This is a genomic window from Mycobacterium sp. TY815 (assembly GCF_030755135.1).
Classification (GTDB): Bacteria; Actinomycetota; Actinomycetes; order Mycobacteriales; family Mycobacteriaceae; genus Mycobacterium.
In genome coordinates, this window is sequence record NZ_JAUFRX010000003.1 from 540092 (window position 1) to 561326 (window position 21235).

At 65.6% G+C, this 21235-nt stretch carries 20 protein-coding genes and 1 pseudogene; 11 read left to right on the forward strand and 10 right to left on the reverse strand.

All coding sequences use genetic code 11. The features are described 5' to 3' along the window. Positions 1-163: 163 nt before the first annotated feature. Positions 164-1831 carry a PPE family protein gene (locus tag QXK92_RS28345; protein WP_306247362.1) on the reverse strand — a complete coding sequence of 556 codons (1668 nt, stop codon included), beginning with the start codon at positions 1829-1831 and terminating at the stop codon, positions 164-166. Positions 1832-2475: 644 nt separating this feature from the next. Here QXK92_RS28345 and kstR2 point away from each other — a divergent pair. From kstR2 to QXK92_RS28360, 3 genes are all read left to right on the forward strand, one after another. Further along, positions 2476-3078, forward strand: a complete 603-nt coding sequence (gene kstR2, locus QXK92_RS28350; protein ID WP_306247364.1) for a TetR family transcriptional regulator KstR2 — start codon at positions 2476-2478, stop codon at positions 3076-3078. Positions 3079-3080: 2 nt separating this feature from the next. Continuing rightward, positions 3081-4250: a steroid 3-ketoacyl-CoA thiolase FadA6 gene (fadA6, locus tag QXK92_RS28355; RefSeq protein ID WP_306247366.1), complete on the forward strand. Its 1170-nt coding sequence runs from the start codon at positions 3081-3083 to the stop codon at positions 4248-4250. A 129-nt stretch (positions 4251-4379) separates the two neighbouring features. Further along, positions 4380-5240 (forward strand): endonuclease domain-containing protein, encoded by an 861-nt coding sequence (locus QXK92_RS28360; protein WP_306247368.1) that lies wholly within the window; start codon positions 4380-4382, stop codon positions 5238-5240. 375 nt (positions 5241-5615) lie between these two features. Here the strand turns inward: QXK92_RS28360 and QXK92_RS28365 are convergent, their stop codons facing one another. The 6 genes and pseudogenes from QXK92_RS28365 to echA20 form a co-directional block, all read right to left on the reverse strand. Further along, positions 5616-7625, reverse strand: a complete 2010-nt coding sequence (locus tag QXK92_RS28365; protein ID WP_306247370.1) for a fatty acid desaturase — start codon at positions 7623-7625, stop codon at positions 5616-5618. 30 nt (positions 7626-7655) lie between these two features. After that, a complete protein-coding gene (gene ipdC / locus QXK92_RS28370) occupies positions 7656-8723 on the reverse strand; it encodes a (3aS,4S,5R,7aS)-5-hydroxy-7a-methyl-1-oxo-octahydro-1H-indene-4-carboxyl-CoA dehydrogenase (protein ID WP_306247372.1) in 1068 nt (355 codons plus the stop codon). Continuing rightward, entirely contained in the window at positions 8723-9466 is a 744-nt protein-coding gene (gene ipdB, locus QXK92_RS28375; protein WP_306247374.1) for a cholesterol ring-cleaving hydrolase subunit IpdB, read from the reverse strand. The genes ipdC and ipdB overlap by 1 nt, the downstream gene beginning before the upstream one ends. Continuing rightward, positions 9463-10347: a cholesterol ring-cleaving hydrolase subunit IpdA gene (gene ipdA / locus QXK92_RS28380; protein WP_306247997.1), complete on the reverse strand. Its 885-nt coding sequence runs from the start codon at positions 10345-10347 to the stop codon at positions 9463-9465. Before ipdA ends, ipdB begins: the two co-directional genes overlap by 4 nt. After that, a pseudogene (locus QXK92_RS28385) lies at positions 10345-10413 on the reverse strand (16S rRNA (guanine(966)-N(2))-methyltransferase RsmD); the annotation flags it as partial. The pseudogene QXK92_RS28385 and the gene ipdA, both read right to left, overlap by 3 nt. Before the next feature lies 1 nt (position 10414). Next, on the reverse strand, positions 10415-11173 hold the full coding sequence (gene echA20 / locus QXK92_RS28390) for a (7aS)-7a-methyl-1,5-dioxo-2,3,5,6,7,7a-hexahydro-1H-indene-carboxyl-CoA hydrolase (RefSeq protein WP_055581943.1): 759 nt from the start codon (positions 11171-11173) through the stop codon (positions 10415-10417). Between the two features lie 66 nt (positions 11174-11239). Between echA20 and QXK92_RS28395 the strand changes: the two genes are divergently transcribed. Continuing rightward, entirely contained in the window at positions 11240-12022 is a 783-nt protein-coding gene (locus tag QXK92_RS28395; RefSeq protein WP_306247376.1) for an SDR family oxidoreductase, read from the forward strand. Positions 12023-12041: 19 nt separating this feature from the next. Next, the gene (locus tag QXK92_RS28400) at positions 12042-12956 is read left to right on the forward strand and encodes an SDR family oxidoreductase (protein ID WP_306247379.1); all 915 of its coding nucleotides are present in this window, start codon (positions 12042-12044) and stop codon (positions 12954-12956) included. Positions 12957-13040: 84 nt separating this feature from the next. Here the strand turns inward: QXK92_RS28400 and QXK92_RS28405 are convergent, their stop codons facing one another. The 3 genes from QXK92_RS28405 to QXK92_RS28415 are packed head-to-tail and all read right to left on the reverse strand — an operon-like array spanning position 13041 to position 15059. After that, on the reverse strand, positions 13041-13496 hold the full coding sequence (locus tag QXK92_RS28405) for a nitroreductase family deazaflavin-dependent oxidoreductase (RefSeq protein WP_306247381.1): 456 nt from the start codon (positions 13494-13496) through the stop codon (positions 13041-13043). Positions 13497-13505: 9 nt separating this feature from the next. Next, entirely contained in the window at positions 13506-13892 is a 387-nt protein-coding gene (locus tag QXK92_RS28410; RefSeq protein WP_306247383.1) for a hypothetical protein, read from the reverse strand. Positions 13893-13895: 3 nt separating this feature from the next. Next, on the reverse strand, positions 13896-15059 hold the full coding sequence (locus QXK92_RS28415) for a steroid 3-ketoacyl-CoA thiolase (protein ID WP_306247385.1): 1164 nt from the start codon (positions 15057-15059) through the stop codon (positions 13896-13898). 132 nt (positions 15060-15191) lie between these two features. On the opposite strand from QXK92_RS28415, the gene QXK92_RS28420 reads away from it, so the two are divergent. Genes QXK92_RS28420 through QXK92_RS28445 form a run of 6 tightly spaced genes read left to right on the forward strand, consistent with a single transcriptional unit; the run spans position 15192 to position 21113 of the window. Beyond that, the gene (locus tag QXK92_RS28420; RefSeq protein WP_306247387.1) at positions 15192-16442 is read left to right on the forward strand and encodes a cytochrome P450; all 1251 of its coding nucleotides are present in this window, start codon (positions 15192-15194) and stop codon (positions 16440-16442) included. A 5-nt stretch (positions 16443-16447) separates the two neighbouring features. Then, positions 16448-17452 (forward strand): acyl-CoA dehydrogenase family protein, encoded by a 1005-nt coding sequence (locus QXK92_RS28425; RefSeq protein WP_306247389.1) that lies wholly within the window; start codon positions 16448-16450, stop codon positions 17450-17452. Next, positions 17453-18616, forward strand: a complete 1164-nt coding sequence (gene fadE29, locus QXK92_RS28430; protein WP_306247391.1) for an acyl-CoA dehydrogenase FadE29 — start codon at positions 17453-17455, stop codon at positions 18614-18616. Next, positions 18613-19563 (forward strand): bifunctional MaoC family dehydratase N-terminal/OB-fold nucleic acid binding domain-containing protein, encoded by a 951-nt coding sequence (locus tag QXK92_RS28435; RefSeq protein WP_306247393.1) that lies wholly within the window; start codon positions 18613-18615, stop codon positions 19561-19563. The genes fadE29 and QXK92_RS28435 overlap by 4 nt, the downstream gene beginning before the upstream one ends. Then, positions 19560-19955 (forward strand): MaoC family dehydratase, encoded by a 396-nt coding sequence (locus QXK92_RS28440; RefSeq protein WP_065047546.1) that lies wholly within the window; start codon positions 19560-19562, stop codon positions 19953-19955. Before QXK92_RS28435 ends, QXK92_RS28440 begins: the two co-directional genes overlap by 4 nt. Continuing rightward, positions 19956-21113, forward strand: coding sequence for a lipid-transfer protein (locus QXK92_RS28445; protein ID WP_306247396.1), 1158 nt, complete (start codon positions 19956-19958; stop codon positions 21111-21113). It begins immediately after the preceding gene. The last annotated feature ends 122 nt before the right edge of the window (positions 21114-21235 follow it).

Below are 21235 nucleotides of genomic sequence, written 5' to 3' on the forward strand. Positions count from 1 at the left end.
CCGGTCGGATTGTTTCCGGCCCAGCCGAATCCAACCGTGTTGCCGATTTTCCGGCACCTTGTTCTGCGTTGCCGCTGCCGGTGTTGGCGAGCGGCCGCAGCCTAGGCGCTGGCGTGCGTTAATAGTAGTTGGGTTGGCGCACTGAAGAAGCCGTTAGGCCGCCCTAGAGGTTCTTCAGCGCCTGTACGATGCTGAAGAAGCCTCCCATTTGCGTACCTGTGTTGAACAGTCCAGAAATTTGGCCGGCAATGGGGGTACCCGCGCCATGGTTGAAGAAGCCTGAGATTTGGCCGTTCAACACGGTGCCTCCATTGGCGCTATTGAAGAAACCAGACATAAGGCCGTTCAAACCGCCGCCGGAAGCGGTGTTGAAGAATCCCGAGCTTGGTTGACTGCCCGTGTTGCCAAAACCGGAGTGCGCCGCCCCGCTATTGGTGGTCATCCCGAAGCCCGTGTTCACGTTGCCTGAATTCCAGAAACCCGTGTTTGTGTTGCCCGAGTTCCCGTCGAAGGTGTTGAAGCTCCCGGAATTTTCCAGGCCGGTGTTGAAAGCGCCGCTGTTCCCGAAGCCGGTATTTGCGGTACCCACATTCCCGAGGCCGGTGTTCAGGGCGCCGGTGTTCCCGAAGCCGAAGTTACCTTGGCCGCTGTTACCGAGACCGATGTTCCCGAAGCCGCTGTTTCCGATACCAAGGCCCTGGAGTTGGCCCAAGTTGGCGGGATTAACGTTGAACCCTGAGTTGAATAAACCGAGGTTGCCGTCGCCGGAGTTGAAGAATCCGATGTTGCCGGTGCCCGAGTTCCCGAAGCCGATGTTGCCGGCGCCAGAGTTCAGACCGTTGAACACGAACTGGCCGTTCGCTGTGTTGAAGTAGGCGTTGCCTAGACCGACCAGGTTGTTGCCAGTTAGGCCGAACCCGATGTTGTTATTGCCGGTGTTGCCGGCCCCCTGGTTCCCGATGCCGTTATTTCCGATGCCCGTATTGCTATTGCCGATATTGCCCAGGCCAAAATTCCCGCGCGCGGTGGCAGAGTTGTTGACGTTTCCGAGTCCGAAGTTTCCGTTACCTGCGTTCCCGAAGCCAAAGTTGTTGTTGCCGTTGTTGCCGCTGCCGACATTGCTCTTGCCGGTGTTGCCGCCACCGAGATTCAGGTCACCTTTGTTTCCGTTCCCGACGTTGTTGCTGCCGTTGTTGCCGTTGCCGACGTTCAGGCCACCGTTTTTGTTGCCGATGCCGATGTTGGGGTCCCCGGGCGCAGCCGGTGCGGCTCCCTTGACGCCGCCGAAGAGCTGCCCGATGCCGGGTAGGCCCTGCAGGGTCTGCTGCCAGGACGACAGCTGGGCGGCCACCGCGGAGGCGCCGCCGTGGTAGCCGAACATTGCGGCGACGTCGGTGGCCCAGAACTCCTCGTAGGCGGCCTCGGCGGCGGCGATGAAGGGGGCGTTGAAGCCGAAGAAGTTGGTGCGGACCGCTTGCACCATGGCTTGGCGGTTGGCGGAGATCACCTCGGGGTGCACCATCGCGGATTTGCAGGCCTCGAAGACCTCGGCGACGGCTTTGGCGCCGACGGAGGCGGTCAGGGCGCGGGTGGACGCCGCACGCAGGAACGCCGAGTAGGGGCTGGCTGCTTTGGTCATCGCCGCCGCGGCCGGGCCTTGCCAGGCCTGGCTGGTCAGCCCGGTGGTCACCGAGGCGAATGAGTCTGCCGCCGAACCTAATTCCTCGGCCAGGCCCGACCAGGCCGCCGCGGCTTCGAGCATGGGTGCTGACCCAGCGCCGCACAACATCCGTAGGGAGTTGACCTCTGGTGGAAGCATGGAAAAGTTCATAGCGCTGACCTCCGTTAAACCCGCCGCCCGCGACGAGTAAGCCCGACGCCGCAGACAATACGACTGCGCTACCTGCCATGTTTCGTTTTTGCTAAAAGTTTCGAGAATTCCGGGCGGAGTGGGCGTTCTTTGGGTGTCAGACGCTTTGCGGCGGTTGCTGGCGCCGTGGTTGAGACCGGGTATATCGGTACGGACGACATGCCTCTGCGGGAATTACCCGGGCGCCTTGCTCAGTCGCAGGGCCGAAAAATGGATTTAAAGTATCGGCGACGGCCGGGTGCGGCTGAATACGCCCGCCGGACTGGTTTCTATATCGAGAAAAGCACAGGTGATGCTCCGGCGGCATACCCTTCACGGACGCGGTCGCAGCCTTGTCGGAAGGTCCAAAAACTCGCCTGTTCGGCGCCGACCCCCGCGCCGATTGAATCGAAAAAGCCGCACGCCTGCCCGGCATCGGGTCCGATCCGCGGTGTGATCGGAGCCCGGGTTGCCGGCGGGGTGTTCAAGTTCCCGCTCTCTCGAAGCCGCGTTGGCCCGATCCGGGTTGCCCAGGCCGGTGCTCCCTGTGCGCTCAGTGTGAGATCGACGAACAGATGACATGACCGGTGTTGGCCGAGCAAGCGCTTGGTTGATAGGCTGGGCGGGTGGAGCGAGTGGCCGGTCAGGCTAACAGCCGCCGAGACGAGTTACTGGAACTCGCCGCGGTGATGTTTGCCGAGCGCGGCCTGCGCGCCACCACCGTGCGTGACATCGCCGACGGCGCCGGGATCCTTTCCGGCAGTCTCTATCACCACTTCGCCTCCAAGGAGGAGATGGTCGACGAGCTGCTGCGCGGATTTCTCGACTGGCTGTTTGCACGTTACCGCGAGATCGTCGACAGCGAACCCAACCCCTTGGAGCGGCTCAAAGGCTTGTTCATGGCGTCGTTCGAGGCCATCGAACATCGGCACGCCCAGGTCGTCATCTACCAGGATGAGGCGCAGCGGCTTTCGTCGCAGCCACGGTTCTCCTACATCGACGAACGCAACAAGCAGCAGCGCGCGATGTGGGTCGAGCTGCTCAAACAGGGCGTCAAGGAGGGTTACTTCCGGCCCGACCTGGACGTCGACCTGGTCTATCGCTTCATCCGTGACACCACGTGGGTGTCGGTCCGCTGGTATCAACCCGGCGGACCGCTCACCGCACATCAGGTGGGTCAGAAATATCTCGCCATCGTTCTGGGCGGAATTGCAAAAGAAGGAGTCTGAACATGGCTGGGTTTTCCGAGGCATATGTCATCGATGCGGTGCGTACCGCGGTTGGCAAGCGTGGCGGCGGGCTGGCAGGAATCCACCCCGTCGATCTCGGTGCCCTGGGGTGGCGGGGACTGCTGGAGCGGACCGACGTCGACCCGGCTGCCGTTGACGACGTGATCGCCGGCTGCGTGGACGCGATCGGCGGGCAGGCAGGCAACATCGCCCGACTCTCGTGGCTGGCCGCCGGCTATCCGGAAGAGGTGCCAGGCGTCACCGTCGACCGGCAATGCGGATCCAGTCAACAGGCCATTTCCTTTGGCGCGCAGGCGATCATGTCGGGTACCGCGGATCTGATCGTCGCCGGTGGCATGCAGAACATGAGCCAGATCCCGATCTCGTCGGCGATGACTGTCGGTGAACAGTTCGGATTCACCTCGCCCACAAACGAATCCAAGCAATGGCTGCACCGGTACGGTGACCAGGAGATCTCCCAGTTCCGTGGCTCGGAGATGATCGCGGAGAAGTGGAACCTGTCGCGGGAAGAGATGGAGCAGTACTCGCTGACCAGTCACGAGCGGGCATTCGCCGCGATTCGCGGCGGCAACTTCGACAACGAAATCCTCACCGTCGAAACCGAAACCGGCCCGTTCCGGGTGGACGAGGGTCCCCGCGAGTCGTCGCTGGAGAAGATGGCGGGGTTGAAGACCCTGGTCGACGGTGGTCGCCTGACCGCGGCGATGGCCAGCCAGATTTCCGATGGGGCATCCGCGGTGCTGTTGGCGTCCGAGCAGGCGGTAAAAGACCATGGTCTGACGCCGCGTGCCCGCATCCACCACATCAGCACCCGCGGCGCCGACCCGGTGTTCATGCTCACCGGTCCCATCCCCGCCACCCGTTATGCGCTGGAGAAGACGGGCCTATCCATCGACGACATCGACACCGTCGAGATCAACGAGGCCTTCGCCCCTGTCGTGATGGCCTGGCTCAAGGAGATCAAGGCCGACCCGGAAAAGGTCAATCCCAACGGCGGCGCGATCGCACTCGGGCATCCCTTGGGCGCCACCGGTGCGAAATTGTTCACCACCATGCTGAACACCTTGGAGCGCATCGGCGGTCGCTATGGACTGCAGACGATGTGTGAGGGCGGCGGCACCGCGAACGTGACGATCATCGAGCGCCTCTAGGTCCTCGCACCTGGGGTCGAGTGTGGAACGTGCGACGCTCCGTCGGCGTTTCGCGTCGTGGAATTCACAGTCGGCGATGGTTGGGGATGGGCGACGGCGGTGAACGCGCCCGGCTGACAGCATGCCCGGATGGACTGGCCGTTTCTGGGCGCCGAAGCCCTGGCCGGCAAGGCGATCAGCGAGCGCGCACTGCGTTGTCTGTACGAGCCCGTTTATCCCGGGGTGTACGGCCCGGCCGGTATTGAGCTGACGGCAGGCCAGCGCGCACGGGCCGCGTGGTTGTGGTCGCGCCGACGAGGCGTGGTCGCCGGCAACTCGGCCGCGGCGCTGCTGGGCGCCAAGTGGGTCGGCCCGGCGCTCGACGCGGAACTGGTGCACGACAATCGAAAACCCCCGGCGCGCATCGTCGTTCATACCGACAGTTTGGCGCCGCACGAGGTACTGATTGTCGACGGGATCACGGTCACCACTCCGGCGCGCACGGCATTCGATATCGGCCGGCGAACCGCTGACCGCTTACATGCCGTACAGCGCCTCGACGCTTTGGTGAACGCCACCGATCTCAAGTTCGCTGAGGTAGAGGCCGTCGTTGCCGGACATCGCGGTGCGCGCGGGTTGGTCCGGCTTCGCCGCATATTGCCGTTGGTCGACGGAGGGGCGGAGTCACCGCAAGAGACGCGGACCCGATTGGTGTTGATCGACGCGGGGCTACCGAAACCACGGACACAGATCCGGGTGCATGGGGAATACGGCGACTTCGTGGCCCGCATCGACATGGGCTACGAGGAGCTGCGCGTTGGCATCGAATACGACGGCCCGCAGCACTGGACGGATCCGGAACAACGTGCGCGGGATATCGACCGGCACGCCGCACTGATGGACCTGGGGTGGACAATCGTCAGGGTCAGCAACGACCTGCTCCGCTACCGGGAGGCAACGTTCATTGCTCGAGTTGTCGCGGCCATGCAGGCGGCCGGATGGCGCTGGTGACCCTGGACCCCGCGAGGCGGGCGGTCCGGGACTCCGGGACTCCGCGGGGCCGCGGGGCCGAGGCATGGGAAGTCGCGAACGTGAACCTCACGTCGCCGAATCGGCGTGTCGCGTCGTGAGATTCACACTCGGCGAAGGGAAGCGGGGTGTGAGAGTCGCCAGGATGGCTAATGGCGCTGGGTATTACCGCGAGTGGGAATCTCACGACGCTCCGCCGGCGTGTCGCGTCGTGAGATTCACACTCGGCGAAGAGGGGCGAGGCCGGGGCCGCGAGGGGCGGGGCGAGGGGCCGCGAGGGGCGGAGCGAGGGGCCGCGAGGGGCGAGGCCGGGGCCGTGAGGGGCCGCGAGGGGCGCTGGGGGCCGGGGCGCTGGCCCTAGGCGTCGTAGTCGACCGAGACGAACGGCGTCGTGGGGTGCGACTGGCAGGTCAAAATGTAGCCCGCGTCCAGTTCGGCCTGCCCGAGCGCGAAGTTGTGGTCCATCTCGACGTTGCCCTCGACCAGCTTCGCCCGGCAGGTTCCGCACGCACCGCCCATGCAGGCGTACGGCGCATCGTCGCGAACCTGCAGCGCTCCCTCCAGGATCGAGTCGCCGGGGGTCAGGTCATACGTCCACTGCTTACCGGACAGCGTGAATGTCACCGTCGCGGCCTCGTAGGAATGCTCTGCGGCGGAACCGGTTTCGAACCCATGGAAGAGCTCGAGGTGGATGCACTCGGGATCCACGCGGTGCTCGAGCAGCGACTCGCGCACCGATGTCGTCATCTCCATCGGCCCGCAGATGAACCACTCGTCCACGGCCTCGGGCTGCAGGTTGCCGGTCAGCCACAGGTTGAGTTTGTCGCGGTCGATCCGGCCGCGCAGTTCCGGAGTGTGCAACGACTCGCCCGACAGCACGTGCAGGATCTCCAGCCGGTCGGCGTAGCGCGACTCGAGGCGGTCGAGCTCTGCGCGGAACATTGTCGATTCCTTGGTGCGGTTGCCGTAGATGAGCGTGAACCGGCTCTCGGTTTCGATCTCCAGGGTCGTCGCCAGGATCGACAAGACCGGCGTGATGCCACTGCCGGCCACCAGGCCGACGTAGTGCTTGCGGTTCAGCGGATGCAACGGGGTGCCGAACCGTCCGGTCGGGGTCATCAGCTCGAGCACGTCACCGGCCTGCAGTCGTTCGGCCACATACGTCGAAAAGGCGCCGCCTGGAATGTGTTTGACCGCAATCCGCAACTGCGCGCGGGTCGCCGGGGCGCAGATCGAGTAGTTGCGCCGAACACCCTCGGCGCCCACCACCGTCACATGCTGACCCGGCTCGAACCGGAACGCGTCCTGCAGGTCCTCCGGCACCGCGAAGGTGACCAGGGTGCTGTCGGCGGTGATCGGGTCCACCGACGCGACCGGGATGCGGTGCAGGACGGCGTGCGGCGAACTCGAGCGTGACGGCATCCGAACCGGCAGCAGCTTGGCGAGCCGGCCGTTGAGGTCCTTCCACTCCCGGTACTCGTCGGGATTCAGTTGCTGCCCGAAGACGGTGTTGATGGCGGCGTTGCGCTCCAGGTAAGCCTCTTCGTTGCGCTTCCACGTCCGCAGATACCGATAGAACGGCACGGACGGGTGCAGGTGGTGCACCAGGTGGTAGTTCTGCGACAGCAGCACCGGGGTGAACAGCCATTCGGCGCCGACGCGATTGCGGGTTGCGCGGTAGCGATTGGTGCGCTGAGTGTCTTCCAGACCGTGATGGGGCAGCCAGTCGAACCACCACGCCAGGATGGTGAGGCCGATCCGCTGCGGGATCAGGAAGACGACGGCCAGGATCCAGAAGTTTCCGGTGACGATCGCCGCGACCAGTCCGGCGATGGACAGCGTCATCATCACGACGGTCTCGGCCACTTCGACGACCGGCCGGCTGCGGGCGCGCGGCAGGTAGTACCGCAAGTAGAAGTACTCCACCATCGACCAGCGCAGCGGCAGCTGCCACCACTTGCCGTGCGAGGCGAAGGTGTCCGGGTCCCGGTCGTCGTCGTTGGAATGCCGGTGGTGCTGAATGTGGATGTAGCCGAACGACGGGAAGGCGACCACCGGGCCGACGAACAGCCAGGCCAGCCGCCCCATCAGACCGTTGACCCAGCGCACGGAGCTGATCGAGTAGTGCGACGCGTCGTGCACGACGGTGAACATCACGAACGTCACGGCGGCGTTGACCGGAATGGTCACCCACCAGGGTGACCAGCCGTTGATGTAGCCGACCGTCGTGGTGACGAACGCGGTCAGCGACGCGAGAAAGATCCCGATGGTGGGCAGCGCGAGCTTGGGAACTGCTTCACCCGGATCGGGCAGCGCGTGCTGCGCGGCGGACCCGGAGGTCGCTGGTGCCTGCTCGACGGTCGACATAGCTGGAAGAGCTTAGTCGACACGCGTCAACTACTCCACTAGCTTCGCCGCGGCCTGCAGATGCTCGATGGCCTCCGCGACGACCGATTCGATCAGCTCGGCACACGACGGCAGGTCGTCCAGAATGCCGGCCACCTGGCCGGATGCCAGCACGCCGGCGTCGGTGTTGCCCTCCACCAGTCCCGCCTTGAGCAACATCGGGGTGTTGGCCGCCATCACCACCTGCGACCAGGTCAGCTCCTTGCCGTGCCGCATCGCCAGACCGTCCTGGATCATCGACCGCCAGCTCATCTGCGACATCTGCTTGAACTTGGCCGCGTTGCGTACCGCCGCGGTGAAACCACGTGCCCGCGAGCCGCTTTCCAGCTTCTCCACCAGGCCGGTGCGCAGCACCCGGTGCGGCATGCCGTCGACGCGGGTGGTGACCACGGTGCCGTCCAGTGCCGAGTCCAGGTAACGCCGTTTGACGGCGTCGGGCACCGTGGAATCCGAGGTGAGCAGGAAGCGGGTGCCCATGGCAACCCCGGCTGCGCCGTAGGACAGCGCTGCTGCCAGTCCGCGTCCGTCGAAGAACCCGCCCGCGGCGATCACCGGAATGTCTGTGCCCTTGACCGCGTCCAGCACCGACGGCAGCAGCAGGGTCGTGGCAACCGGACCGGTGTGTCCGCCGCCTTCACCGCCCTGCACGATCATCGCGTCGGCGCCCCACCCGGCGACCTTGCGAGCGTGCTTGGCCGCCCCGATCGACGGAATGACCACGGCCCCGGCCTCTTTGAGCCGGGCGATCAATTCGGGTTTGGGCGCCAGCGCGAAGGACGCCACCTTGACGCCCTCACGGATCATCAGTTCGACGCGGTCGCCGGCGTCGGCGGCATCGGCACGCATGTTGACGCCGAACGGTTTGTCCGTCGCGGCCTTCACCTTCTTGATGGCCGCCGACAGTTCGTCGAGCGTCATGGTGGCCGAGGCGAGAATGCCCAACCCGCCGGCGTTGGCCGTGGCCGACACCAGCCGGGCACCGGCCACCCATCCCATCCCGGTCTGCACCACCGGGTGTTCGATGCCGACCAGCTCGGTCAGCGGCGTCTTGATCCTCACTACCGGATCTCTCTGTCGCGCAGCGCCTTCGGGTCGATGACCTCACGGATGAGTCGCAGTTCGTCGTCGGTGGGCTGCCGGGACTCACCGGCCTCGTCGAGGCCGTGCACCTCGAACGAGGTGGCCTCGCGGACGTCGTCGGGGGACACACCGGGGTGCAGGGACAGTGCCCGCATGGTGTGGTCCGGTCCGCCGAAGTCGAAGACACCCAGATTCGACACCACCCGGAAGACGTTGACGAACCGGAACGCCGGGTTGTCCGGATCGACCTTGTCGTAACCGATGCCGGAGACGACGTCGACGGTTTCGGTGAACACCCGCTTGGAGTGGCTACCGACCCAGTAACTGGTGGCGTGGTTGATGGTATTGCCTGGTGAGCCGCGGACCCCGAACATCTGCCGGGTCGGCTGCTGCAGCGGGCCAAACGCCGAGATGTTCTGATTGCCATAGCGGTCAACCTGATTGGCGCCCATCACGACATGCCGACGGCCCCAGGAGAGGGTTTCGAAGACCCGACCGAACGGCATCCAGCCTTCGACCGGTCCGGTCTTGCCGAGTGCCGGGGTGTCGGCCAGCAATTGCGCCTCGCCGTCGGTGAGCAGGATGTCGGGGGAGAAGGTCAGCCGTGCCAGCCGGGCCCCGACGGAGGCCATGTTGGTCATCGGGCTGATCATGATTTCGCCCGCGTCCCTGAACAACTCGGCGCAGGCGATCGCGCATACTTCTGCTCGGGTGCCGCTCATTTCGCTGCCTCCTCGGCGAACTTCCGCACGGCGGCCTGGTAATCCTCTTCGCCGCCGGACAGGTAGGTGGCTACGAACTGCTGCCAGCCCTCTTCGGTGGAAGCGGCCTCGGCGTAGTGCCGCTGGAACTTCTCGTCGCGGCCGTAGTCCGGTGCGGCGGTGGTGAAGTGAGCGCCACCAGGCGCTTCCACCACGCCGTCGACCATCATCCGGTTGATCAAAAGCGCCTGCGGGGGAACCGATTTGACCAGTTCCTCCGTAGGCACAATGCGCTCCACCGACAGGAATCTACGGTCGGCGGCCATCAGGAACAGGTCGTCGAAGTAGGGGTCGATGCCGGTGTATGCGGCATTGCCCCTGTTGTCACCGAGATTGAGGTGGGCGAACGCGACGTCGAGCCGCAGCGCCGGCATCGCGATCAGCTTCTCGTACCCGCCGTCGGTGGGGTAGGGGCTGGTGACGGTCTTGAGTTCGCCCTCCCAGAAGTCCGGCACCGAACTGCCGAGCCCCGCGCGGGTCGGCAGGAACGGCAGCCGTTGTGCCGCCGCCTGCAAGCCGTTGCGCAGCATGCCCTCGTCCATCTCGCGGGCCTCGATGGCGCCGCTGGTGCGGGCCTTGGCGAACCACGGGTCGTAGAAGGGCGGCGAGTCCAGGGAGACGAACCCGTAGTAGACCCGCTTGACCTTGCCGGCCGAGCACAGTAGGCCCAAGTCCGGACCACCGTAGGTGACGACGGTCAGGTCGGTGACGTCGGTGCGCAACAGTGCCCGCACGAAGGCCATTGGCTTGCGGCGCGATCCCCAGCCGGCGATGCCGATCGTCATGCCGCTCTCTACGTGCGCGACGGCGTCGTCCAGAGTGGTCGTCTTGTCGCGGGTCATGCGCCGCTCCTCCTCATCGCTTCGTCCCCCGCAAGCGGGCGGGACCCCCACTGCATCGTCGCCGGCGTCATTCCTTCTTGCCCTTTGCCGTTCCGGCGAACGCGTCGCGGTGCTCGTCGGCGACACCGGCGAGGTTGAGTTCGAACGTGAACCCCTGCTCCATGCGGTAGCTCGAGTTGACGCGTTGCACGTCGATCAGGTTCAGCGCCTCCTTGGCGGCGCGGATGACGCGGGTGTCCTTGGCGGCGATATCGCGGGCCACTCTGAGCGCGGCTTCGTCCAACTCAGCGCGCGGCACCACCTCATGCACCGAGCCGAAGTGGTGCAGCGTCGCGGCGTCCACGGTGGCGGCGGTGAAGAACAGGCGCCGCATCATGTGCTGCGGCACCAGGCGGGACAGATGGGTGGCCGCGCCGAGTGCGCCGCGTTCCACCTCCGGCAGCCCGAAGATCGCGTCGTCGGAGGCGACGATGACGTCGGCGTTGCCCACCAGGCCGATGCCGCCGCCAACGCAGAAGCCGTTGACCGCGGCGATCACCGGCACCGCACACTCGTAGACCGCACGGAATGCCGCGAAGCACCCGCGGTTCGCGTCGATCAGCGCCGTGAAGCCCTCGGTGCGCTGCATTTCCTTGATGTCGACGCCGGCGTTGAAGCCGCGGCCTTCGGCCCGCAGGATGACCGCATGGGTCTGCGGATCCCGGCCGGCGGCCGTGATGGCGTCCCCGAGTTCGAACCATCCTTGTGACGGAATGGCGTTGACGGGCGGGTAGTCGACGGTGACCGCGACTATTCCGGGTTCTGTCGTTGTGGAGGTGATCGTCATGGCACTTCCTGCTGAGTCCGCTGGGGTCAGTTACCTAAGCAAGCACTTGCTTGGTACGCTAGCACAGTGACCGAACCCCAATCAGCCCCCGGCAGCATCAATCTGGGTTTGGCCGGGCGTGTGGTGCTGGTGACTGGCGGCGTTCGCGGCGTCGGCGCCGGTATCAGTTCGGTTTTCGCCGAGCAGGGCGCGACGGTCGTTGCCTGTGCGAGACGCCCGGTCGAGGGCTTTCCGCACGAGTTCCACAGCTGCGACATTCGCGACGAGGAGTCGGTCAAGCGCCTGGTGGGGACGATAGTGGAGCAGCACGGGCGTCTGGACGTGCTGGTCAACAACGCCGGCGGTTCTCCGTACGTGTTGGCCGCCGAGGCGACGCACAACTTCCACCGCAAGATCGTCGAGCTCAATGTGCTTGCACCGCTGTTGGTTTCGCAGCATGCGCACGCGGTGATGCAGAACCAGCCGAACGGCGGCTCGATCGTCAACATCTGCAGCGTCAGCGGGCGCCGGCCCACGCCGGGCACCGCCGCCTACGGCGTGGCCAAGGCCGGCTTCGAAAACCTCACCACCACCCTGGCTGTCGAGTGGGCACCCAAGATCCGCGTCAACGCGGTGGTGGTCGGCATGGTCGAGACCGAACAGTCCGAACTGTTCTACGGCGACGCCGACTCGGTCGCCCGGGTCGCGGCCACCGTGCCGCTGGGCCGGCTGGCCAAGCCTGTCGACATCGGTTGGGCGGCAGCATTTCTGGCATCCGACGTGGCGTCGTACATCAGTGGGGCGACGCTGGAGGTGCACGGCGGTGGGGAGCCGCCGCAGTATCTGGCCGCCTCGAGCGCCAACAAATGACGGAAAAGGAGTATTGGCAATGGGTTTGGTTGACGGCCGAGTGGTCATCGTTACCGGCGCGGGCCGCGGCATCGGCCGTGCGCATGCCCTGGCGTTCGCCGCCGAGGGCGCACGGGTGGTGGTCAACGACATCGGCGTGGGCCTGGACGGATCGGCCGGCGAAAGCCCGGCGCAGCAGGTGGTCGACGAAATCACCGCCGCCGGTGGGGAAGCCGTGGCCAACGGCGACGACATCGCCGACTGGACCGGCGCGCAGAACCTGATCGACACGGCGGTCGACACCTTCGGCGGCCTCGACGTGCTGGTCAACAACGCCGGATTCATCCGTGACCGGATGCTGGCCAATACCAGCGAAAGTGAGTGGGACGCGGTCATCCGTGTGCATCTCAAGGGTCACTTCGCCACCCTGCGGCACGCGGCCGGCTACTGGCGCCGGCAGATCAAGGCCGGCACCGTCGGCCCGGACGAGCTGAATGCCCGCATCATCAACACCAGCTCCGGCGCCGGCCTGCAAGGCAGTGTCGGGCAGGGCAACTACTCCGCCGCCAAGGCCGGAATCGCGGCGCTGACTCTCGTCGGCGCCGCCGAACTCGGGCGCTACGGCATCACGGTCAATGCGATCGCGCCCGCCGCCCGTACCCGCATGACCGAGGCCGTGTTCGCCGAGACGATGGCCGCCCCGGAGGACGGTGGATTCGACGCGATGGCCCCGGAGAACGTCTCGCCGCTGGTGGTGTGGCTGGGCAGCGTCGAGTCCCGGGACGTCACCGGAAAGGTTTTCGAAGTCGAGGGCGGGCTGATCCGGGTCGCCGAGGGTTGGGCGCACGGACCACAGATCGACAAGGGCGCGAAGTGGGATCCCACCGAGCTGGGGCCGGTGGTCACCGACCTGCTGGCCAAGTCACGGACGCCGGTTCCGGTATACGGGGCCTAGCGTTTTGCGTTGACTCTGCGTACAGGGTGCGAATGTGCGGGTGCGTCGCGCCCTGGACGCAGAATCAACGCGGTCGCGGGATTTTTACGGGTCGCAGATGACGATCGGGATCGTCCGGTCGGTCCAGGCCTGATAGTCCTCATAGGTCGGGTACATGTCCACCAGCTTCGGCCAGTACTTGGCGCGTTCCTCGTCGGTGGCGTCGCGTGCGGTGAGGTCGAGGATTTCCTTCTTGATCTGCACCTTCACCTTGGGGTTTGCCTTGAGGTTGAGGTACCACATGGGGTTCTTGGCCGAGCCGCCCTTCGATGCCGCCACGATGACGCGGTTACCGTCGCGCAGGAAGTAGAGCGGGCTGACCCGGGGTTCACCGGTCTTGCGACCGGTGGTGGTCAGCAGGGCGACGGGGATCTTCTGGAATGTGCTGCCGAGACCTTCGCCGCCGTTGCGGCGGTACATCCACGTGTTCAGTCGCGACATCCACTTGATGAAGTGGTCGGTCAGCGGCGAATTCAGAAAGCGCGGGGGAGATTTCGGCATGAATTGATCCTAGTGCTGGATGAACGGCGTGAAACTGGCTCTGATGTGCTGGATTTCGGCTTTGCCGGTGGGGCTTTCGGCCGGAATCACGAACGTCTCGTCGACCCGCGCGGCGATTCGCCGACCGGCGAGCGCCGCCTTGCTCAAGACGTCGTAGCGGGCGTGTACCTCGTCGCCCTCGATGCGGTAGTGCGGGGGCGTGGCATCGGCGATGACGCGGTACTGCAATCCGCGATTCAGGCCGCGCCGTAGGTGATTACCGGAGAAGCCGTTCTTCACGCCCAATTCGATGCGGGTGCATCCGGCGGCGAACGGAACGGCTTCGGCGTCGTGGCTGACGAGTGCATCGATGTAGCTCTGAGCCGCGGCGATGCGACTCTCCTCGGAGACGTGCACGGTCTAGATGCGTTCGATGATGGTCCCGGTCGACAGCGCGCCACCCGCACACATGGTGATCAGCGCGGTGCTCTGGTCAGTGCGCTCCAGTTCGTGCAGCGCGGTGGTGATCAGCCGGGCTCCGGTGGAGCCCACCGGGTGGCCCAGGGCGATGGCGCCGCCGTTGACGTTGACCCGGTCCATGTCGGGCTCGTGCACCCGCGCCCAGGACAGCACCACCGACGCGAAAGCCTCGTTGATCTCCACGATGTCGATGTCGCCCATCTTCATCCCGGCCTTCTCCAGCACCCGCGCCGTCGACTGCACGGGACCGTCGAGGTGGTAGTAGGGCTCCGCGCCGACGTTGGCCTGGCTGACGATTCGGGCCCGCGGCCGCAGCCCGAGCGCCTTGGCCTTGTCCTCATCCATCCAGAGCACCGCGGCCGCGCCGTCGGAGATCTGCGACGAGGTGCCCGCCGTGTGAATGCCGCCCTCCATCACGGGCTTGAGCTGGCTCAACCCCTCCAACGTGGTGTCGCGCAGACCCTGGTCGCGGGTGACCGGCGCGCGCTCGTCGGTCGGCCGCTTGTTCTCGTCGAGCACCGGCGCCACGATCGGCGAGATCTCCCGCTCGAACCGGTTCTCCTCCCAAGCCCGCTTGGCCTTCGCCTGGGAGGCGAAGCCGAATGCGTCGATCTCCTCGCGGGTGATGCCACGGCGCTTGGCGATGCGCTCGGCGGCCTCGAACTGATTCGGCATATCGATGTCCCAGGATGCCGCGCGGATCGCCGCGCGGTCGGGGCCGGCGTTGGCGCCCAGACCCACCCGGCTCATCGCCTCGATACCGCAGGCGATGCCGATGTCGATGGCACCGGTGGCGATCAACCCGGCGACCAGGTGATTGGCCTGCTGGCTGCTGCCGCACTGGCAGTCGATCGTGGTGGCGCCGACGTGCTCGGGCAGTCCGGCCGTCAGCCACGCCACCCGGGTGATGTTGTTGGACTGTTCGCCGAACTGCGTGACGCAGCCGCCGACGAGTTGTTCGACGTCTCCGGCCTCAATACCGGCCTTCTCGACCAGTGCCTTCTGCACCGCCCCGAGCAGTTCGGTGGCATGCAGTCCTGAGAGCCATCCATTGCGCTTGCCGATAGGGCTGCGAGTGGCTTCGACGATTACCGGGTTACCCATGAAGCCAGGCTAGAACACGTTTCATTACTATGACAAGCAAGGATGGTTACCTGCCTTTTATCTGCGCAGGAGCCGTGTTTTACTGGCACTAGAACACGTTGCAAATAGTGTTGTAAAAGGAGCGCACCCTACATGGCACCCCCCAATATTCCCGCCGACTTCGACTTCCTCGACCCCGACGTCAACCTCGCAGGTTTGCCCGTCGAGGAGCTCGCCTGGCTGCGCAAGGCGGAGCCGATCCACTGGGTCGACATCCCCGGCGGCGCGGGTGGGTTCGAGGACCACGGTTATTGGCTCGTCACCCGCCACGCAGACGTCAAAGAGGTGTCGAGGCGTAGCGACCTCTTCTCCAGCTGGATGAACGGCGCCATCCCGACTTGGCCGCCGGAGATGAAGCGCGAGCAGGTGGAACTGCAGCGCAGCGTCATGCTGAACATGGACGCACCCCACCACACCCGGCTGCGCAAGATCATCTCCCGCGGCTTCACCCCCCGGGCCATCGGGAGGCTGGAAGCGGAGCTGTCCCAGCGGGCCCAGAACATCGCCAAGACCGCCGCCAGTGCGGGTAGCGGCGACTTCGTCGAGCAGGTGGCATGCGAATTGCCATTGCAGGCCATTGCCGGCCTGCTCGGCGTTCCCCAGGAGGACCGCGACAAGCTCTTCCGCTGGTCCAACGAGATGACCGGTGGCACCGACCCGGAGTACGCCACCGTCGATCCGGCTCAGTCCTCGATGGAGCTGATCGTGTACGCGATGGCGATGGCCGACGAGCGGGGTAAGAATCCCACCGACGACATCGTCACGACGCTCATCCAGGCCGACATCGACGGCGAAAAGCTTTCCGACGACGAGTTCGGGTTCTTCGTGATCATGCTCGCGGTGGCCGGCAACGAGACCACGCGCAACTCGATCACCCACGGCATGATCGCCCTGGCGAACAACCCCGATCAGTGGGAGCTCTTCAAGAAGGAGCGGCCGTCGACCACCGCTGACGAGATCATCCGCTGGGCCACACCGGTTTCGGCGTTCCAGCGCACCGCCAGCGAGGACACCGAGCTGGGCGGCGTGCAGATCAAGAAGGGCCAGCGGGTGGTGATGTCCTACCGGTCGGCCAATTTCGACGAGGACGTGTTCGACGACCCGCACAGCTTCAACATCCTGCGCGACCCGAACCCGCACGTCGGTTTCGGCGGCACCGGCGCCCACTACTGCATCGGCGCTAACCTGGCCCGCATGACCATCAACCTGATCTTCAACGCGGTGGCCGATCACATGCCGGACCTCACCCCGGTCGGTGAGCCCGAGCGGCTGCGCTCGGGCTGGCTCAACGGAATCAAGCACTGGCAGGTCGACTACACCGGCAAAAACGCGGTGGCGCACTGATCACGATGGACTTCAATCTCAGCGCAGAGCAGGAGGCCGTCGCCGACGTCGTGAAGTCGGTACTGAGCCGCGAATTGTCATGGGCCGCACTGGCGGACGGCGGAGTGACGGCATTGGCGGTGCCCGAACGTCTGGGTGGGGACGGGGTAGGTCTGGCGGAGGTGGGCACCGTGCTCACCGAAGCAGGCCGCCACGGCGCCATCACACCGGCGTTGGTCACGCTGGGCTACGGCGTGGTGCCGCTGCTCGAACTGGCGTCGCAGGAGCAGCAGGACCGCTACCTGGCCGCAGTTTCCGGTGGCGGGGTGCTGACCGCGGCACTGAACGAACCCGGTTCCCCACTGCCGGACCGGCCTTCGGTTGCGTTCAGCGGCGGGCGGTTGTCCGGGGTGAAAGTCGCTGTCGGGTACGCGGAGTCGGCGGACTGGATGCTGGTGACGGCCGACACCGGTGTGGTGGTGGTGTCGCCCAATGCCGATGGCGTGCGCCTGGTCCGTACCCCGACATCCAGCGGCTCCGACGAGTACACAGTGACCTTCACCGATGTCGCGGTCGCCGACGCCGACGTGCTGGCCGGTGCTACGGCGGCGCGGGTCAACCAACTGGTGCTGGCCATGACCGGTGCCTATGCCGCCGGCCTGGTGGCCGGAGCGTTGCGGCTGACGGCTGACTATGTGGCCGGGCGCAAGCAGTTCGGCAAGCCGCTCTCGACATTCCAGACCGTTGCGGCGCAGCTGGCGGAGGTCTACATCGCTTCGCGCACACTCGATTTGGCGTCCAAGGCGGTGCTCTGGAAACTGGCCGAGGGACGCGACGCCGGTTCCGATCTCGACGTGCTCGGATACTGGCTGGCTTCGCAGGCGCCACCGGTGATGCAGACATGTCATCACCTGCACGGTGGCATGGGTATGGACATCACCTACCCGATGCACCGGTACTACTCCACGATCAAGGACCTGACCCGATTGCTGGGCGGGTCATCACACCGACTAGATCTGGTGGGAGTGTAAATGTTTATCGACTTGACCCCTGAGCAGCGCCAGCTGCAGGCCGAGCTGCGGGAGTATTTCACCAATCTGATTTCGTCCGACGAGGCGAAAGCGATGGAGCAGGACCGCCACAACGAGGCCTATCGAGCGGTGATCCGCCGGATGGGCAAGGACGGCAAGCTCGGCGTGGGATGGCCGAAAGAGTACGGCGGCTTGGGTTTCGGGCCGATCGAACAATCCATCTTCGTCAACGAGGCGCACCGGGCCGACGTGCCGCTGCCCGCGGTGACGCTGCAGACGGTGGGTCCGGTGCTGCAGCAGTTCGGCACCGAGGCGCAGAAGAAGAAGTTCCTGCCGGCGATCCTCGCGGGCGAGGTGCACTTCGCGATCGGTTACAGCGAGCCGGAGGCCGGCACCGACCTGGCCTCGCTGCGGACCTCGGCGGTGCGCCAGGGCGACGAGTACATCGTCAACGGCCAGAAGATGTGGACCACCGGCGGCCACGACGCCGACTACGTGTGGCTGGCCTGCCGCACCGACCCGGAAGCCGTGAAGCACAAGGGTATTTCGATCCTGATCGTGGACACCAAGGATCCCGGCTATTCCTGGACGCCGGTCATCCTGTCCGACGGCGCGCACCACACCAACGCCACGTACTACAACGACGTGCGAGTCCCGGCCGACATGCTGGTCGGCGAGGAGAACGGCGGCTGGCGGCTGATCACCACCCAGCTCAACAACGAGCGGGTGATGCTCGGGCCGGCCGGTCGTACCGCTGGCATCTACGATCGCCTGCACGCCTGGGCGTCCAAGCCCGGCGGCAATGGCGTCACTCCGATCGACCACCACGACGTCAAGCGGGCGCTCGGGGAGATCTACTCGCTGTGGCGGGTCAACGAGCTGTTGAACTGGCAGGTCGCCGCGGCCGGCGAGGACATCAACGTGGCCGATGCGGCATCGACGAAAGTCTTTGGTACCGAGAAGATTCAGTACATCGGACGGCTCGCCGAAGAGATCGTCGGGAAGTACGGCAACCCGGCCGAGCCGGACACCGCGGAGCTGCTGGAGTGGCTGGACTCGCAGACCAAACGCAACCTGGTGATCACCTTCGGTGGCGGGGTCAACGAGGTGATGCGCGAGATGATCGCGGCGGCGGGTCTGAAGGTGCCGAGGGTGCCTCGATGAGCGAACTCCAAGAAGCCATCGCCGAGATCGTCGCGGCAGGTGGTGGTAAGCCGCGCACCGGGCGAGACCCGGTCAACCAGCCGATGATCAACAACTGGGTGGAAGCGATCGGCGACCGCAACCCGATCTACGTCGACGAGGCCGCGGCCCGTGCGGCGGGTCACCCGGGACTGGTGGCGCCACCGGCAATGATCCAGGTGTGGACCATGTTCGGCCTGAACGGCGCTCGCCCGGACGACGACCCGATGGGCCCGATGATGAAGTTGTTCGACGACAACGGTTACATCGGGGTGGTCGCGACCAACTGCGAGCAGACCTATCACCGTTATCTGCGGCCCGGCGAGGACGTCAGCATCACCTCCGAAATGGGCGACGTGGTGGGGCCGAAGCAGACCGCTCTGGGTGAGGGCTTCTTCATCAACCAGCACATCGTGTGGCGGGTCGGCGATGAAGACGTCGCCGAGATGAATTGGCGAATACTGAAATTCAAGCCCGCTTCAGGGTCTTCTGGTGCTGCGGTGCCCGACGACCTGGACGCGGATGCGATGATGCGCCCGGCGTCGTCACGCGACACCGCGTTCTTCTGGGAGGGCGTCAAGGCGCACGAGCTGCGAATCCAGAAGCTGGCCGACGGTTCGCTGCAGCATCCGCCGGTGCCGGCGGTATGGCAGGACCCGGCCGATCCCATTGACTATGCGGTGGCCAGCGGACGCGGCACCGTGTACAGCTTCGTGGTGCACCATGCGCCGAAAGTGCCTGGCCGCACACTGCCTTTCGTGATCGCGCTGGTGGAACTGGAGGAAGGCGTCCGGATGCTGGGCGAACTTCGCGGCGTCGATCCCGCCGCGGTGGAGATCGGAATGCCGGTCCATGCAACGTATATCGATTTCCCGGCCGGGGAATCTGGGCCGGAGTGGACCCTGTACGCCTGGGAGCCGGAGGCATGAGCGCGCCTGCTGTGGGCTTTGCCCTGCCCGAGTTGAAGTTGTACGGCGACCCGACGTTCATCATCTCAACAGCGTTGGCTACGCGCGACTTTCAGGACGTGCACCACGACCGGGACAAGGCTGTTGCGAAGGGCTCGAAGGACATCTTCGTCAACATCCTGACCGATACCGGTCTGGTGCAGCGCTACATCACCGACTGGGCCGGGCCGTCGGCGTTGATCAAGTCGATCGGGCTGCGGCTCGGCGTGCCGTGGTACGCCTACGACACGGTGACCTTCTCCGGTGAGGTGACGGCGGTCGAGGACGGGTTGATCACGGTAAAGGTGATCGGCGCCAACAGCCTTGGCAACCATGTCATTGCGACCGTGACGCTGACGATGGGGGACGCGTAGATGTTGTCCGGTAAAGCGGCCATCGTCGGGATCGGCGCCACCGACTTCTCCAAGAATTCCGGCCGTTCCGAGCTGCGGCTGGCTGCGGAAGCCGTTTTGGACGCGTTGGATGATGCGGGGCTTTCGCCTTCGGACGTCGATGGGTTGACCACCTTCACCATGGACACCAACACCGAGGTCGCGGTGGCGCGCGCGGCCGGCATCGGTGATCTGAAGTTCTTCTCCAAGATCGGGTATGGCGGCGGTGCGGCGTGTGCCACCGTCCAGCAGGCCGCGATCGCGGTGGCCACCGGGGTGGCCGACGTAGTGGTGGCCTACCGCGCCTTCAACGAGCGCTCCGGCATGCGGTTCGGCCAGGTGCAGACCCGGCTGACCGAGAACGCCGATTCGACCGGTGTGGACAACTCGTTCTCGTACCCGCATGGTCTTTCGACTCCGGCCGCGCAGGTGGCGATGATCGCCCGGCGGTACATGCACTGGTCGGGCGCCGGTAGCCGGGACTTCGGCGCGGTGTCGGTGGCCGACCGCAGGCACGCGGCGAACAACCCCAAGGCCTATTTCTACGAGAAGCCGATAACCATTGAGGACCACCAGAATTCGCGGTGGATCGCCGAGCCGCTGCGCCTGCTGGACTGCTGCCAGGAAACCGACGGCGCGGTGGCGATCGTGGTGACGTCGGCGGAGCGGGCGCGCGACCTGAAACACCGGCCGGCCGTCATCGAGGCGGCGGCCCAGGGATCAAGCCCGGACCAGTACACGATGGTCAGCTACTACCGGCCCGAGATCGGGCTGCCCGAAATGGGGGTGGTGGGGGATCAACTGTGGTCGCAGTCCGGCCTTTCGCCGGCTGACATTCAGACCGCGGTGCTGTACGACCATTTCACCCCGTTCACGCTGATTCAGTTGGAGGAGTTGGGGTTCTGCGGCCGCGGTGAGGCCAAGGACTTCATCGCCGACGGGGCGATCGAGATCGGTGGGCGGTTGCCGATCAACACGCACGGCGGTCAACTGGGTGAGGCCTACATCCATGGGATGAACGGAATCGCCGAGGGTGTAAGGCAATTGCGTGGAACGTCGGTGAACCCGGTTCCGGACGTCGAGCACGTGCTCGTCACCGCGGGGACGGGTGTGCCGACGTCCGGGCTGATCCTCGGCTGAGCCTTGTTGCCTTCGGCGAGTGTGCGGCTAGCCGCACACTCGACTGCGGAGGTGCGGCGAGCCGCACACTCGGCGGGGTGTAGACAGTTGAAGTGACCGCCGCGGCCCTGCGTGCGAGGCTG